Genomic DNA, 14794 nt, shown 5'->3' with positions numbered 1-14794 from the left:
CTCGGATGGACCGTTGGATGCGGTTCGCCCGCCGGAACCTGCCGTTGGTGGCGGTGACCGTGGTCATCGCCGCCGCGGTGGTGCTGGTGCTCGCGGACCGGTGGCGGCGCGGCGCGTTCGTGTTCGGTGGCGCTGTGATCCTCGCGGGTGTGCTGCGGTGGGCGCTGGCGCCCGAGCAGGTCGGGGTGCTGGCCGTGCGCGGCAAACGATTCGATGTCGCGGCGATGCTCCTGGTGGGAGGGGCGATCGTGGCGCTTGCCGTCTCGATCGACCCTCTCGGAACCGGTTAGCCGCGTTCGACCAGGTCCATCAGTTCGACCAGGAGCTTGGCAACGGCGTCGGCCTCGGTGAGGAATCCGTCGTGCCCGTCCCGCGATTCGAGGACCCGCAGACCGTCGCAGTTGGGCAGCCCGTCGGCGATCTCCTGCTGCAGCCGCAGCGGGTACAGCCGATCGGAGCTGACGCCCGCGACGATCGTCGGAACCGGGGAACCGGCGAGCGCAGCCTGGACTCCACCCCGTCCGCGCCCGACGTCGTGGCGGTTCATGGCCTCGGTGAGGACGACGTAGGTGCCGGGGTCGAACCGCGACACCAGCTTGTCGGCCTGGTGTTGGAGGTAGCTCTGCACCGCGTACCGTCCGCCCTGCCACGGATCCTCGTCGGCCTGAGGCGAATTCGCGTAGCGGGAGTCGAGTTCTTCCTCGGTGCGGTAGGTCAGGTGTGCGATGCGGCGCGCGATGCCCAGTCCGGCGTCCGGACGGCGTCCGGTGCCGTGATAGTCGCCGCCCTGCCAGTCGGGGTCGCCGGTGATGACGGCCATCTGCGTGGTCTGGGTGCCGATCTGGTCGGCGGTGGCGCGGGCGCCCACGGCGAGGATCAGCGAGGCCCGGACCCGGTCCGGATGGGTGACAATCCACTCGAGCGTGCGCATGCCACCCATGGATCCGCCGGTGACGGCGGCGAGGGTCTCGATGCCGAGCACGTCGAGCAGCGCGGCCTCGGCGGCGACCTGATCGCGGATGGTGATCTGCGGGAAACGCGACCCCCACGGTTTGCCGTCCGGGGCGATGCTGCCCGGCCCGGTGCTGCCGCGGCAGCCTCCGAGCACGTTGGACGCCACGACGCACCAGCGGTTGGTGTCGATCGGGGCGCCCGGCCCGACCATTCCGGTCCACCACCCGGGTGAGGGGTGATCCGGTCCGGCGGGTCCGGTGATGTGCGAATCCCCGGTGAGCGCGTGCTCGACCAGGACGACGTTGTCGCGGGCGGGGGAGAGGGCTCCCCAGCGCTGCACCGCGAGCGTGACGTTCGGGAGCGTCTCACCGTTCTCCAGCGACAGCGCGCCGATGTCGACCAGGCCGAGACGGCCGTCCTCGGGAGGAAGGTCGACGTATCGCCGTTCGGTGCCCGCCGTCAAGACGCGACCGCCTCGACGACGACGGTGGAGGTGAGGGTGTGGGTCATCATGTCCTTCTGGGCGGGCGGCGGATGGTCGGGTCGGATCTACGCGCGACAGCTCATGATCACAACTCTCATGGTCACTACCTCCCTGTACAGGCTTGCCGCCCGGCCTGTGCGCCGAACGGCCCGGTCTTCACCCGGAGCACCCCACCCTGACCGGAGGGTTGCCGACCAGCAAGCCGGGGCTCGATGCTGGTACTCATGACCTGAACGGCAAGTTTAGCGGCTCGTTCCGGCGCGCCGGAAGCCGGGCCGAGCGCCCCGCTGACCAGCGCAAAGTTACCGGTCGGTAGTGAAACCCGCGCTTTGCGCTCCCAGGGAATAGCAGTACGCTTGTCTTGTTTGGCACGTGTTCCCGCGCGTGTGAACACGTCCATGCTCAGATCCCTCTGAGCAGTGTGAAGCCGTACTCACAAAGTGCGGTCGAATCGGGCCGAGGAAACGTCCTAGGAGGACACGAAGCGCACATGTCCAAGATCAAGGTTGAAGGCAAGGTCGTCGAACTCGACGGCGACGAGATGACCCGCATCATCTGGCAGTTCATCAAAGACAAGCTGATCCACCCTTACCTGGATGTCGATCTCGAGTACTACGACCTCGGAATCGAGCACCGCGACGCGACCGACGATCAGGTCACGATCGACGCGGCGAACGCCATCAAGAAGCACGGCGTCGGCGTCAAGTGCGCCACGATCACTCCGGACGAGGCGCGCGTCGAAGAGTTCGGCCTCAAGAAGATGTGGCGCTCGCCCAACGGCACGATCCGAAACATCCTCGGCGGCACCATCTTCCGCGCCCCGATCATCATCTCCAACGTGCCCCGCCTGGTTCCGGGCTGGACCAAGCCGGTGATCGTCGGCCGTCACGCCTTCGGCGACCAGTACCGCGCCACCGACTTCAAGGTCCCCGGCGCCGGCACCGTCACGATCACCTTCACGCCCGAGGACGGCAGCGAGCCGATCCAGCACGAAGTGTGCAAGATCCCCGAGGACGGCGGCGTCGTCATGGGGATGTACAACTACAAGAAGTCCATCCAGGATTTCGCGCGTGCGTCGCTGGCCTACGGCCTTCAGCAGAACTACCCGGTCTACCTGTCGACCAAGAACACGATCCTCAAGGCCTACGACGGCATGTTCAAGGACGAGTTCCAGCGGATCTACGAGGAAGAGTTCAAGGCGGAATTCGACGCCGCGGGCCTGACCTACGAGCACCGCCTCATCGACGACATGGTCGCCTCCTCCCTCAAGTGGGAGGGCGGCTACGTGTGGGCCTGCAAGAACTACGACGGCGACGTCCAGTCCGACACCGTCGCGCAGGGCTACGGTTCGCTCGGCCTGATGACCTCCGTGCTCATGACCCCGGACGGCAAGACCGTCGAGGCCGAGGCGGCGCACGGCACCGTCACCCGCCACTACCGTCAGCACCAGCAGGGCAAGCCGACGTCGACCAACCCGATCGCGTCGATCTTCGCCTGGACCCGCGGTCTCGAGCACCGCGGCAAGCTCGACAACACCCCCGAGGTGATCGAGTTCGCGCAGCAGCTCGAGGACGTCGTCATCAAGACCGTCGAAGCCGGCCAGATGACCAAGGACCTCGCTCTGCTCGTCGGCCCCGAGCAGGGCTGGCAGACCACCGAGGAGTTCCTCGGCACCCTCGACGAGAACCTGCAGAAGGCTCGCGCCTGACGTAGCTCGCGACACAGCAGAACGGGGCGCCTCCGGAAGGAGGCGCCCCGTTCTCTTGCTTTTCGTCGGGTCGACAGCGTTGTCGGGCCGACAGCGTGTCAGACCGACAGCGGCGACCGCGTAGCCAGGAGATGTCCGAACAGGCCACCGGCACGCAGCCATTCGTACTCCAGCGGAGTGTCGAGCCGTGCCAGTGCAGTGCCCTCCCACGACACCCTGCCCGCGCGCGTGACCCGGACCGTGACGTCCCGGGATGTTCCGAGATCGTCCAGACCGAGCACGGAGATCTCCTCGCTGCCGTCGAACTCCTCGGGGGCGGGTCCGTCCCACTGGATCGGCAGGACACCCAGCGCGACCAGGTTCGTCCGGTGGATGCGTTCGAAGCTGCGGGCGAGAACGGCCCGGACACCGAGCAGCCGTGTCACCTTGGCGGCCCAGTCGCGGGCGGACCCGGCGCCGTAGAGTTCTCCCGCAACCACGACGACGGGTGTGCCGTGCTCCCGGTGGTGTTCGGCGGCGACATGGACCGGCACCGGAGGCTGCTCCGGCGAGATCCGCGTCCAGCCGCCCTCGCGCTCGGGCGCGAGGAAGTTGTGCAGGCGGGTGTTCGCGAAGCCACCCCGGACCATCACGTCGTGGTTCAGCCGGCGAGAACTGAAGGTGCCCAGCGCCCGTTCGTCGACACCGCGTTCGACGAGCCAACGTCCGGCCGCGGAATCGGGCAGGACCCGCGCGACGGGGGAGATGTGGTCGGTGGTCACGGCATCCCCGAGCACGAGCAGGGGACGCGCGTGCAGGTCTCCCGTGATCGCGGGCACGGTCAGCTCGGTGTCGGTGAACGGGGGCCGGCGGATGCTGCCGGTTTCCCCGTCCCACCGGTAGTGCTCGCCGTGCGGGTACTCGAGCTGTTCCCAGCGGTCGGTCGTCAACGCCCGATCCGCGCCACGGCCCAGCGCTGCCGCTTCGTGCTCGGCGAGCAGCGCGTCGATCTCCTGCTCGTCCGGCCAGAGGTCGGCGAGGGTGACCGGCGAGCTGTCACCGGCGTGACCGAGAGGCTCGGCCGACAGGTCGACCCGGACGTTGCCGGCCAGGGCGTAGGCCACGACCAGCGCCGGGGAGGCGAGGTAGGCGTGGGTGACGTCCGGGTGGATCCGGCCGGTGAAGTTCCGGTTGCCGGACAGCACGGCGGTGTCCGCGGTCCTGTCCGAGCCGGCCGGGGCCGGAGACAGCGGACCGGAGTTGCCCATGCAGGTGCCGCAACCGAATCCGGTGACGTGGAAACCGAGCCGGTCGAGGTGTGCCTGCAGGCCGCTGGACTCGAGGAGGTCGGCCGCGGCGCGGGATCCGGGGGTGAGCGAGGTCTTGGTCCACGGTGCCGCGGCGAGACCGGCCGCGACGGCGTTGCGCGCGAGCAGACCCGCGGTCACCAGGGCGCGGGGGTTGGACGTGTTGGTGCAGCTGGTGATCGCGGCGATGGCGATGTCGCCGCTGTGCGAGCCGGACTCGCCGCGGGATGCGGGAACGTCGGACAGCGACAGAGCTTCGTGCGGCCGCGACGGACCGGCCAGCGTCGTCGTGATGCTGCCGAGGTCGATCCGCAGCGTCGTCCCGAACCGGGGGACCGGGCTGGTTGCGGTGTGCAGCAGGCCCTGGGCGGCCAGGTACTGCCCGGCCAGGCGGACCTGCTCGGGCGAGCGCCCGGTGGTGGACAGGTACTCGAGGGTACGGTGATCCGCGGGGAACCACGCCATCGTGGCGCCGTATTCGGGGGCCATGTTGGCGACCGTGGCGCGGTCGGGCACCGACAGCGAACCGAGGCCGTCGCCGTGGAATTCGACGATCGCCCCGACCACGTTCACCGCGCGCAGACGTTCCGCCAGGGTCAGTGCCAGGTCGGACGCGAGCACTCCCGGCGCGAGGCGGCCGGTGAGTTCGACACCGACGACGCGCGGCACCCGGATCATGAGGGCCTGCCCGAGCGCTGCGGCGGTGGCCTCGATTCCGCCGACGCCCCACCCGGTGACACCGAGCGCGTTGATCATCGTGGTGTGCGAGTCGGTGCCGACCAGCGCATCCAGGGCCGCCACACGCAGGCCGTCGGATTCGGTGGTGGTGACCACCGGTGCCAGGACCTCGAGGTTCAGCTGGTGACAGATGCCGACCCCGGGCGGGACGACGCGGAGCCCGGGGATGCGGTCCTGGGCCCAGCGCAGGAATCGGTAGCGGTCGTGGTGGCGCATGTACTCGAGGTCGATGTTCCGGCCCGCTGCGGCGACGTGTCCGTGTTCGTCGACCTCCAGCGCGTGGTCCACGACGAGGTCGAGGGGCAACGACGGCCGGAAGGCGGACGCGTCGATGCCGTCGCTCTCGGCCCGCTCGAGCAGGGTCACGATGTCCGCCAGCACCGGAATGCCGGAGGCGTCCTGGAACAGGACACGTCCGGGGAAGAACGGAACGGCGGCGGTCTCGTCCCGGCGGGTCAGGGCGAGGACGTGCTCGGGCAGCGCCTCGGGATGGCCCTGATTGCGCAGGGCCCCTTCGACGAGCGTCTTCAGTGACCAGGGGAGCTCGCCGATCGGTCCGGCGCCGTTGGCCTCGGCGGCGGCGAGGCTGTAGTAGTGCAGCGGGGAACCGACCGGGTCGTCGAGCGGCAACGCCGTCAGCGACCGGAAGGGATCCGTGTCGGAGATGCTCATCGGCCGTTCGTGTCCTCCGCTTCGGGATCCTCCACCGATTCGGGATCCCACGCGCGCTCGGGATGCCCGACGTAGGTCGGGAGCAGCGGAGGCGGCATCGGGCCCTTGATGCGGCGACCGCTCTGCGACTCCTCCCAGCTGTGGGCGAGAACGCCGACCGAGCGGGACAGGATGAACAGGCCGCGGGCGAGTTCGGCGGTGAAGCCGAGTTCGGCGTAGATGACGGCCGTCGCACCGTCGATGTTCATGGGAACCGGTCGGGTGCGGCCCGCGGAGAGCTGTTCCTCCAGTTCCAGCGCGGCCGCGAGGTAGCGGCCGGACACGACTCCGGCGTCCACGGCGGCCTGGACCGCCTCCAGAAGAGGATCCCGGCGCGGGTCGCGGGTGTGGAACCGGTGGCCGAAGCCGGGAACGTAGGCCCGGCGCGCGCGATAGGCCGCCACCTCGGCCGCCACGGCCTCGCCGAGATCGCCGCCCTCGGCGGACGTGACCAGCCGCTGCAGGAACTCGACGCACTGCTGGCCGGCACCGCCGTGGACGTCGCCGAGCAGGCCGACACCGGTCGACATCGCGCCGTGCAGGCCGACACCGCACGTGGCGGCCATCCGGGCGGCCGCGATCGACGGTGCCTGCGGCCCGTGGTCGACGGCCGCGACGAGCGCCTTCTCCAGCAGGGCCGCCTCGGCGCGGGACGGCATCGAGCCCCGCACCATGGTCCAGATGGTCTCGACGAACGTGGCCCGGCGGATGAGGTCCTGGATGGGGTATCCGCGGAACCGGATCACGTCGGGTTCGATGTCCGAGACGGCGGTGCTCCACCAATCGGCGGTCTTCTGCGAGTCCACCGCCTCGAGGGCAGCCGTGCGGGCCGGGGAGGTGGCGATGTGTCGAGTCGTTTCTGCGGTGGTCATACGGCACCTTCTTCACGGAAGCTGGTGATCTGGTCGGCGGTGAAACCGATCTCGGCCAGGATCTCGTCGGTGTGCTCACCGAGGGTCGGCGGGCGGGTGGCGGGGCCGACGGCCTGACCGTCGACATGGGTGGGCAGGCCGAGGACCTGGACGGTGCCGGCGTCTCCGACCGGCATCTCCACCTCGGAGATCAGCTGACGATGCCGGATCTGTTCGGAGCGAAGCGATTCCGACACCGGGACCACCGGTGCGGCCGGGACTCCGGTGTCGAGGAGGATCTCGTCCCACTCGGCCGCGGACTTCTCCTTCAGCGAGATCTCGAGTTCGTCGCGCAGGATCTCGCGGTTGCGCTTGCGGTCCTCGCGGGTGACGAAGCGGGGGTCGGTGATCAGTTCCTCGCGGCCGAGCACCTTGCAGAGGATCTCGTACTGCTCCTGCTTGTTCGCCGCGATGTTGAGGACGCCGTCGGCGGTCTTGAAGGCACCGGAGGGGGCCGAGGTCATGTTCTCGTTGCCCATGGGGATCGGCTCCTTGCCCGTGACAAGGTGATTGGAGACGACCCAGCCCATGGAGGTGATCGCGGCGTCCAGCATGGACGTGTCGAGGTAGGCGCCCTGTCCGGTCGCGCGCTGGCGGACGATCGCGGCGCATACGGCCATCGCCGCGGCGAGGCCGCCGAAGCTGTCGCAGACCGGGTAGCCCACCCGCAGGGGCGCCGACCGGGTGTCGCCGGTGACGCTCATGATTCCGGACATGCCCTGGACCACCTGGTCGTAGGCGGGGCGGCCGCGCAGCGGGCCGGTGGCGCCGAACCCGGACACCGCGCAGTAGACCAGGCGGGGGTTGATCTCCTTCAGGCGGTCCCAGCCGAAGCCGAGGCGCTCGAGCACGCCCGGACGGAAGTTCTCCAGCAGCACGTCCGCGTCGGCGAGCAGGCGTTCGAAAACCTCCTTGCCGCCAACGGTCTTGAGGTTCACGGTGACCGATCGCTTACCCGAGTTCTGGGCGAGGAAGGAGACGCCCATGTATTCGGCGCTCAGGCCTGGGTCCGCACCCAGCTGACGGGCCAGGTCACCGCTGCCGGCGGTCTCGACCTTGACGACGTCGGCACCGAGGAGGGCGAGCTGGTAGCCGGCGAAGGGGCCGGCGAGGACATTGGTCATGTCGAGGACGCGCACGCCCCCGAGCAGATCGGTGGTCAAAGGAAAGCCTCCACGGTTCCGAGCCCGACAGCACTGATCTGCCGGGCGGTGTCAATTACGGCGTCGACGTACCGGGCGACCCGGTCGGCGGTGAAGCGCGACGTGGGGCCGCTGATCGAGAGTGCGGCGAGGACTCGGCCGTCGGCGGAGAGAATCGGGGCGGCGACCGCCGAGGCGCCCAGTTCCCGCTCTCCGTGGGTGATCGCGCAGCCGGCCTCGAGGTCCCCGGCTGCTCTGCTGCGCAGGTCCGCTGTGCTCACGCCGTTCTGCTCGGCCAGCGCGTCGAGGACCTTGTCCGGGCAGGCGCCGAGCAGGATCCGGCCCGCGGCACCGGTCGTCAGGGGGTACTGCGCCCCGACCTGGACCACGCTGCGGACCGTGGTGGTTCCCTCGATCTGCGCGACCGACAGGCGGTGCAGGTCCTGGCGGATGTAGATGTTCACGGTTTCGCCGCACCGGTCGCGCAGGGCGGTCATCAGCCTCCGGGCCTCGGGGCCGATCTCCCACATCGCCTCGGCCAGCTTGACCCAGCGCAGGAACGAGGGCCCGACGCTGTAGGTCGTCGATTCGCCGGGGCTGGCGATGATGCCCTGCGACGTGAGCGTGCCCAGCAGCCGCACCACCGTGGACTTGGGCAGTCCACTGATGTCGACGAGTTCGCGCAGGGTCCGGACCGGATGTTCGGCGTCGAACCCGTTGAGCAGATCGAAGGCGCGGGCCACGCTGCGGACCCCGCCGTCGGCTCCTGCGGCCGCTGTTACCTGTGTCATGACGCCACTGTAGGTCCGCTAGGTGGTTTCTGCAAACCATCTGATGGATAAACGTCGTATTGACTTGTCAACAACACCATGGTTTTATGCGTGACGCAGACCACAGGACTGCTCTGTGGTTCCGATCGACCACGTAGTGGTCGAACACGAGGAGGAAAATGACCACCAGCGGCGAGCTCATCGAAGAAGGTGTGAACAACAACGGGGTGAACACGGAGGGGGGTGCGAAGACCACGGGGAACCCCGCCATGGCGCGCCGAGCCGCGCTCGCCGGAGGCGTCGGTACCGTTATCGAGTACTACGACTTCAGCGTCTACGGATTTCTGGCGCTGACCCTGGCGCCACTGTTCTTCCCAGAGCAGGACCCGGCCACGGCGACCCTCTCGGCGCTGGCTGTGTTCGCGTCCTCGTACCTGGTCCGTCCCGTCGGCGGCTGGTTCTTCGGGATCCTCGGTGACCGCCGCGGCCGGCGCTTCGCGCTCGTCTCGACGGTGCTGCTCATGTCCGCCGCGTGCCTCGTGATGGGTCTGCTGCCCACCCACGCCAACATCGGCATCGCGGCGACCGTCGCGATCGTGATCGTCCGCCTGGTCCAGGGCTTCGCGGCGGGTGGTGAGGTCGGCGGTGCGGCGACCTACATCGCCGAACTCGCGCCTCCGGGGCGCCGCGGCTTCTTCGGAAGTTCCACCGCCATGGGTGCGACCTTCGGTTTCGCGGTGGCCGCGGCCGTCGTCGGTGCCGTCCGGCTGGGCCTGAGCGCCGAGCAGATGCAGTCCTGGGGATGGCGAATTCCGTTCCTGGTCTCCGTGATCTTCGCCGCCGTCGCCCTGTGGGGACGTCTCCGGCTCGAGGACAGCCCGCAGTTCAAGGAACTCGAGGAGCGTCTCGACGGACCGGCCGTGGAGAAGCGACCGCTGGCGACCGTGATCCGCAACCACCCGCTGTCGGTGCTCCGCGTGTTCGGCATGTCGGTCGCGCTCAACGGCACGGTGTACATCGGCCTGACCTATTTCGGAATCTTCCTGCAGCGCAAGGGACATCTCTCGCCGACGGCGATCGCGTGGATCGCCGCCGCGGGTATCGCGATCGCGACCATCACCTTCCCGCTGCCCGGTCTGCTCTCCGACCGGTTCGACCGTAAGCCGGTTCTGATCGTCGGCTACGTCGCACTCGCGCTCCTGGCCTGGCCGGCGTTCTCGATCCTGTCCACCACGAGCAGCGTGCTCCTGGCCATCGCGGTCTACGTCGTCTACATGTTCTTCAACGGATTCGTCCAGGTACCCACCTACGCCCTCGCGGCGGAGTTGTTCCCGACCAACGTGCGGTACACCGGGATCGCGCTGGGTTACAACCTGGGTACCATCACCGCCGGTGGCACCGCGCCCCTGATCGCGGAGCTCCTGGTGCAGCGCACCGGACAGGACACCAGTCCGGCAGGATGGGTCATCCTGGTCGCCGTGGTCGGTCTGATCAGCGTCGCCACCGTGGGGCGGACCGCGTCCAAGTCCCTGCCCCAGCACTGAGGAGTTTCATGAGTATCGACACCGCAACGCTGGAAACCGAGGTGCAGGCCGCGCCGGCCTCCCCGGAACGGCAGATGGCCCGTTTCGTCGCCGACACCGTGGTCGCCGACATCCCCTCCGATGTGCTCGCGATCGCCCATCAGGTCCTGCGCACGGTGTGCGGCACTGCGATCGCCGGGGCCGCCCAGGACGGAATCGCGGAACTGCGGAAGATGGTCGTCGTCCAGGGCGGTCGAGGTGAGGCGCGGTCGTTCGTTCACGGCGACCCCCTCCCGGCGCAGAGCGCCGCGCTGCTCAACGGCACCATGGCGCGCGCCCTCGACTACTGCGACACGATGGTCCCGGGGCTGCACCTCGGTTCCTCGGTCGTGCCGGCGGTGCTGGCCGCCGCCGAGCTCCGCGGCGGGTGCACCGGCTCGGAGCTCCTGGCGGCCCTGGCCGTCGGGCTCGAGGCGGGCATCCGGTTCAACCTCACCGAGGAGCAGTACGCCGGCCTCGACCCGACGGGCGTCGCCGGCCTCCTCGGAGCCACCGCCGCCGCGGCCCGGGCCGCCGGACTCGACGCCGAACAGACCCTGAACGCGCTGGCTCTCTCGTTCAACCGGTGCGCGGCGAGCTTCCAGAGCAACGTCGATGCGTCCCTCGCGGTGCGGTTGATCCAGGGCTGGACCGCGGCGTCGGCCGTGCAGAGCGTCCAGTTCGCCCAGGCCGGGCTGACCGGGCCCGCGAACTACCTCTCGGGACCGTTCGGGTACGCGCGGCTGTATGCGCGCGGCGAACGCACTCCGGAGTCGTTCGTCGAGGAGATCGGCGGCCGCTACGGGCTGGGAGACATCTTCTTCAAGAAGTACCCGAGCTGCGGCCTGACCCAGGGTGTCACCGAATCCGCCCTCCTCGCACTGGAATCCGTTGGCAAGGAGAACATCGAGCGGGTCGACATCCACCTGCCGGAGTTCGCCCACAATCTCATCGGCAAGCCGTTCGAGCCGGGCACCAACCCGCGGGTCAACGCGCAGTTCAGTGCCCAGTACACCTGCGCGAATGCCCTCGAACGCGGTGCCTCGCTGCTCGAGCACTTCGAACCGGAGCGGGTCGCCGAGCTCGACGGATCGGACATGCTCGCGCGGATCCGGGTGCATTTCGACCCGGAGCTGACCGGGCACTCGTCGTCGCGGGTCGAGGTGCACACCACCACCGGCAGCACGTGGGTGCGGACCCTCGAGATCGGCCCGGGCTACCCCGGCAACCCCCTGACGCCGGAGGAGCAGGCACAGGGGTTCGGTGACTGCGTCGGCTATGCGCCCTGGCGCCTGCCGGCCGATCAGGTGCGCGACCTCGAGCGGATGACGTCCGATCTCACGACGGTGGAGGACGTCCGGAGCGTCGTTTCGGCGTTGATCAGTCCGGACGCGACGTCCCTGCCCGAGTCGCCGTAACGCCGAGCACGACACGAAAGAGGTCCGCGCCGGGGATGCCCGGCGCGGACCTCTTTTCTTTGTCGACGTACTGCCCTCAGGCGCAACCGATTTCGGATTCGACCGGTTGTGGGTGCAACCGGCTTCGGGGATGGGGTTCCGCCGACGAGGAGGGACCACCACGCGCGGTGGCGCATGGCGGTCCCTCCCGTTTCGTGCTCCGTTCGCCGGGCTACCGGTTTTCGGCAGCCTCCTCGGCGAGTCGACGGAGTTCGAGTCCCCACGCTGCGATGTCCGCGCCCGGCGTGGGTGGTATCCGGCACAGCCGCAGCATGAGTTCGCAGCGGCCGTGAGCATTTCTGATGGGCGCCACCAGGCTTGCGCCCTGGTAGAGCGTCTGCGCCTCGAGCGGCACCGGTCGAAGTTCCGGCACTGCGGCGTGCAGCATCTGCCGGACCTCGCGCTGCCGGGCGGGCGTGACGGAGTCGAGGCCGTACTCGTCCAGGGCGGGGAACAGCAACCGGTCCCGCGTTTCACCGGCGTAGGAACCGGTCCAGCCGTGTCGGCACGCGTGGGCCAACCGCTCCCGCGCGACGCTCAGCACCTCGTCGTCGGCAGAACCCCCCGCGGTCGCGAGCCACTGCTCGACCTCGGCCTCCGGGGCGCCCACCAGGAACACCTCACCGAAGGGAGGAGTCAGCGGCAGCTTCGAACCCAGGACGGTCGACGGCGGGACGTCGGCTGCGGCCACCGTCGCCACGGCAACCGCATGGTCGGCGACCTTGGCGTAGGCCGTGACCTCGCCTCCTGCCGCGTGGGCCAACGCCTGCATGCCGCTGCGGATGCGCTGCACGATCGGGACGCTCCCGGCGACGATCCCGTCGCTCGGTGCGACGAACGAACCGGGGACGAAGCCGCCGAAACCGCCCTGGAAGAACAGCAACGGCGCAACGGGTCTGTGGATCGCGAGACTCTTCACCCGGCCGGTGACGAAGTAGTGGTCGCCCGCCGGGGTGGTGGATTCGAGGGTGCAGTCGATACTGCCCACGATGTCGGGCAACAGGGGGGAGCCGTTGCCCGACGGCGACCACTCGACCCCGTCGAATTTCGTTGCGGCGGGCCGGGACAGCGCTCGGCAGAGCGGTTCCTGGTCGTGGGCGAGGATGTTCACGGTGAACTTCCCCACCTTCTCGATCTCGGCGAAACTCGCCGAGTCGCGGGTGGGCAGGAAACCGACCAACGGGGGATCGAGGGACACCGACGTGAACGTCCCGACGATCATTCCGACCGGTGTCCCCTCGGCGGTCACGCTGGAGATCAGCGCGACCCCGGTGGGATGGTGACCGAGCACCTGCCGGAAATCGGCGGGATCGAGGACCCCGGTGCTCATGACGGTACGGCCACCGGAGTGGGGGCAGTCGAGTCGACCAGGGCGCGAACCTCGTCGGGCCACGCCATCGGACGCCCGCTGTCGCGATCGGTGAGGACGAAGACCGAGCGGGACGACGCGACGTCCTTCTCGCCGACGGACATCGTCTGGAGCAGCGTCATCGACGTGCGTCCGATCTTCTCGATCCGGGTGGCGGTCCGGATGGTCGCGGGGTAGTGGACCTGTCCGGTGAACTCGACCTCGAGCTTGACCAGGGCGAGGATGACGTCGAAACCGACTGTCGGCCTGACGCAGTCGCTCAGGAAGGCGAAGCGCGCGTTCGCAAACACCTGGGTGAAGGCGGTGTTGCCCATGTGGCGCTGGAAGTCGAGGTCGCTGACCCGCAAGATGTCCTCGACGACGTGCCCGGAGGCGGCGAGCGCCGTGCTCGGCTGGTCCGTCATGGCGTCCTCACCCGGCCTTGGCGGCCTTGACCGCGGCGCCGAAGTCCTTGAGCGCGTCGGCGCGGTATTCGCGCATCTCCTCGTTCGCCTCGCGACCACGCACCAGGCCCTCGGCCAGCGGGAGATCGGCGACCTTGTGGAACAGCCGCTTGGTGGCCTGCAGGGAGGTGGGGATCTGGGCAGCCAGGGCCTGGGCGACCTTCAGTGCTTCGGTGTACTCCTCGCCCTCGGGGACCACGCGGGTGACCATGCCGAGCTCGGCGGCCTCCTCGGCGCCGACGAGGCGACCGGTGGCCACCAGCTCGAAGCCGGCCTTGCGGCCGAGCTGCTTGGTGAGGTTCGCCATCACCACGGCGGCGACCAGGCCGTGCTTGATCTCGGGATAGCCCATCCGGACGTCGGCCGATGCGATCGTGATGTCGCAGGCCAGCGCGAGACCGCAACCGCCGCCGACGGTGTAGCCGTGGACCGCGCCGATCACCGGCTTCGAGATCTCGGGGATGGTCTTGTGCAGTTCGTAGGTGAGCCCGGCCCGCGCCTCGACGCGTTCGGTGTTGTCCGGCGTCAGCTCGGCGAATTCGCCGGTGTCCGCGCCGGAGCAGAAGGAGGTGCCCGCGCCGCGGATGACCACGGCCCGGATGTCGTCGTCCTTGTCGGCGCCGCGCAGCTCGTCGGTGAGGCGGATGTAGAGCGCGCTGTCCATCGCGTTGAGCTTCTTGGGACGGTTGAGGGTGAGCACCAGCACGTGGCCGAGGCGCTCGACGATCAGGTTCTCTTCCATGGTGGGGGCCTTTGCCTAGTCGAGGGAGAAGAAGACGGATTCCTGCTCACCCTGCAGGTGAATGTCGTACTGCAGGTGGCCTTCCTGGCCGGTGGGCTGGGCGACGAGCAGGTGACGGCGCTCCTCGGGCACCTGCTGCAGGATCGCGTCGGACCGGTTGGCGTCCGTCTCGTCGGGGAAGAACATCTTGGTGACCAGCGGTCCCGCGAGGCCGCGAGTGAAGATGAAGATGCCCAATTGCGGTGCGAGAGTGTGGCCGTCGGCCAGGGTGACCGGCTGCGGCTTGCGCACGACGGCGCGGAAGCGCCCTTCCAGGGTGCGCACGCGGCAGGCCTGTTCGTCGCTCCAGAACTCGAGGAACGCGCCGTAGTCCACGTGCTCGCCCCGACCGTCGAGGAGCATGCCCTCGATGACGATCGCGTCGGGGTGGTCCTCGGAGACGGCCTGGGTGACCGCGGGCGGGGTCAGCGCGAAACCGAACAGGGGGCCGCAGGTCTGTGCGGGGGTGAGAATCATC

13 protein-coding genes and 1 riboswitch are annotated in these 14794 nt (G+C 69.1%); of the genes, 4 read left to right on the top strand and 9 right to left on the bottom strand.

From position 1 onward, the window contains the following. Window positions 1–5: 5 nt before the first annotated feature. Window positions 6–290, top strand: a complete 285-nt coding sequence (locus ACN675_RS09615; protein WP_197255271.1) for a DUF3017 domain-containing protein — start codon at window positions 6–8, stop codon at window positions 288–290. On the opposite strand, the gene metX is transcribed toward ACN675_RS09615, so the two are convergent. Then, window positions 287–1417, bottom strand: a complete 1131-nt coding sequence (gene metX / locus ACN675_RS09610; protein WP_420750640.1) for a homoserine O-acetyltransferase MetX — start codon at window positions 1415–1417, stop codon at window positions 287–289. The genes ACN675_RS09615 and metX overlap by 4 nt on opposite strands. 133 nt (window positions 1418–1550) lie before the next feature. Further along, window positions 1551–1668: riboswitch (SAM riboswitch) on the bottom strand. Window positions 1669–1928: 260 nt separating this feature from the next. Here metX and ACN675_RS09605 point away from each other — a divergent pair. Then, window positions 1929–3146: an NADP-dependent isocitrate dehydrogenase gene (locus ACN675_RS09605; RefSeq protein WP_197255275.1), complete on the top strand. Its 1218-nt coding sequence runs from the start codon at window positions 1929–1931 to the stop codon at window positions 3144–3146. A 98-nt stretch (window positions 3147–3244) separates the two neighbouring features. On the opposite strand, the gene ACN675_RS09600 is transcribed toward ACN675_RS09605, so the two are convergent. The 4 genes from ACN675_RS09600 to ACN675_RS09585 are packed head-to-tail and all read right to left on the bottom strand — an operon-like array spanning window position 3245 to window position 8725. Continuing rightward, complete coding sequence (locus ACN675_RS09600) at window positions 3245–5842, bottom strand: aconitate hydratase (RefSeq protein ID WP_420750639.1); 2598 nt, start codon at window positions 5840–5842, stop codon at window positions 3245–3247. Further along, window positions 5839–6753 (bottom strand): citryl-CoA lyase, encoded by a 915-nt coding sequence (locus tag ACN675_RS09595; RefSeq protein WP_420750638.1) that lies wholly within the window; start codon window positions 6751–6753, stop codon window positions 5839–5841. The genes ACN675_RS09600 and ACN675_RS09595 overlap by 4 nt, the downstream gene beginning before the upstream one ends. Then, window positions 6750–7955 carry a CaiB/BaiF CoA transferase family protein gene (locus ACN675_RS09590; protein ID WP_420750637.1) on the bottom strand — a complete coding sequence of 402 codons (1206 nt, stop codon included), beginning with the start codon at window positions 7953–7955 and terminating at the stop codon, window positions 6750–6752. The genes ACN675_RS09595 and ACN675_RS09590 overlap by 4 nt, the downstream gene beginning before the upstream one ends. Further along, window positions 7952–8725, bottom strand: coding sequence for an IclR family transcriptional regulator (locus ACN675_RS09585; protein WP_420750636.1), 774 nt, complete (start codon window positions 8723–8725; stop codon window positions 7952–7954). Before ACN675_RS09585 ends, ACN675_RS09590 begins: the two co-directional genes overlap by 4 nt. A gap of 158 nt (window positions 8726–8883) precedes the next feature. On the opposite strand from ACN675_RS09585, the gene ACN675_RS09580 reads away from it, so the two are divergent. Further along, window positions 8884–10248, top strand: a complete 1365-nt coding sequence (locus ACN675_RS09580) for an MFS transporter (protein WP_420750635.1) — start codon at window positions 8884–8886, stop codon at window positions 10246–10248. A gap of 8 nt (window positions 10249–10256) precedes the next feature. Continuing rightward, entirely contained in the window at window positions 10257–11684 is a 1428-nt protein-coding gene (locus tag ACN675_RS09575; protein ID WP_420750634.1) for an MmgE/PrpD family protein, read from the top strand. Window positions 11685–11895: 211 nt separating this feature from the next. Here the strand turns inward: ACN675_RS09575 and ACN675_RS09570 are convergent, their stop codons facing one another. The 4 genes from ACN675_RS09570 to ACN675_RS09555 are packed head-to-tail and all read right to left on the bottom strand — an operon-like array spanning window position 11896 to window position 14793. After that, a complete protein-coding gene (locus tag ACN675_RS09570) occupies window positions 11896–13053 on the bottom strand; it encodes a flavin reductase family protein (RefSeq protein WP_420750633.1) in 1158 nt (385 codons plus the stop codon). After that, entirely contained in the window at window positions 13050–13496 is a 447-nt protein-coding gene (locus ACN675_RS09565) for an acyl-CoA thioesterase (protein ID WP_420750632.1), read from the bottom strand. Before ACN675_RS09565 ends, ACN675_RS09570 begins: the two co-directional genes overlap by 4 nt. A 7-nt stretch (window positions 13497–13503) precedes the next feature. Next, window positions 13504–14277 (bottom strand): enoyl-CoA hydratase/isomerase family protein, encoded by a 774-nt coding sequence (locus ACN675_RS09560; RefSeq protein WP_420750631.1) that lies wholly within the window; start codon window positions 14275–14277, stop codon window positions 13504–13506. 15 nt (window positions 14278–14292) lie between these two features. Further along, window positions 14293–14793 (bottom strand): hypothetical protein, encoded by a 501-nt coding sequence (locus ACN675_RS09555; RefSeq protein ID WP_420750630.1) that lies wholly within the window; start codon window positions 14791–14793, stop codon window positions 14293–14295. Between the last annotated feature and the right edge of the window lies 1 nt (window position 14794).

It is taken from the genome of Rhodococcus sp. O3 (assembly GCF_048897285.1).
In the GTDB taxonomy this organism is placed as follows: Bacteria; Actinomycetota; Actinomycetes; order Mycobacteriales; family Mycobacteriaceae; genus Rhodococcus.
This window is presented reverse-complemented; position numbering and strand designations above follow the sequence as displayed.

What these genes read in the sequence shown, in the direction of transcription:
- ACN675_RS09615 (WP_197255271.1), top strand. Translation starts at nt 6, where the DNA reads ATGGACCGTTGGATGCGGTTCGCCCGCCGGAACCTGCCGTTGGTGGCG.
- ACN675_RS09605 (WP_197255275.1), top strand. Translation starts at nt 1,929, where the DNA reads ATGTCCAAGATCAAGGTTGAAGGCAAGGTCGTCGAACTCGACGGCGAC.
- ACN675_RS09600 (WP_420750639.1), bottom strand. Translation starts at nt 5,842, where the DNA reads ATGAGCATCTCCGACACGGATCCCTTCCGGTCGCTGACGGCGTTGCCG.
- ACN675_RS09595 (WP_420750638.1), bottom strand. Translation starts at nt 6,753, where the DNA reads ATGACCACCGCAGAAACGACTCGACACATCGCCACCTCCCCGGCCCGC.
- ACN675_RS09585 (WP_420750636.1), bottom strand. Translation starts at nt 8,725, where the DNA reads ATGACACAGGTAACAGCGGCCGCAGGAGCCGACGGCGGGGTCCGCAGC.
- ACN675_RS09580 (WP_420750635.1), top strand. Translation starts at nt 8,884, where the DNA reads ATGACCACCAGCGGCGAGCTCATCGAAGAAGGTGTGAACAACAACGGG.
- ACN675_RS09575 (WP_420750634.1), top strand. Translation starts at nt 10,257, where the DNA reads ATGAGTATCGACACCGCAACGCTGGAAACCGAGGTGCAGGCCGCGCCG.
- ACN675_RS09570 (WP_420750633.1), bottom strand. Translation starts at nt 13,053, where the DNA reads ATGAGCACCGGGGTCCTCGATCCCGCCGATTTCCGGCAGGTGCTCGGT.
- ACN675_RS09565 (WP_420750632.1), bottom strand. Translation starts at nt 13,496, where the DNA reads ATGACGGACCAGCCGAGCACGGCGCTCGCCGCCTCCGGGCACGTCGTC.
- ACN675_RS09560 (WP_420750631.1), bottom strand. Translation starts at nt 14,277, where the DNA reads ATGGAAGAGAACCTGATCGTCGAGCGCCTCGGCCACGTGCTGGTGCTC.
- ACN675_RS09555 (WP_420750630.1), bottom strand. Translation starts at nt 14,793, where the DNA reads ATGATTCTCACCCCCGCACAGACCTGCGGCCCCCTGTTCGGTTTCGCG.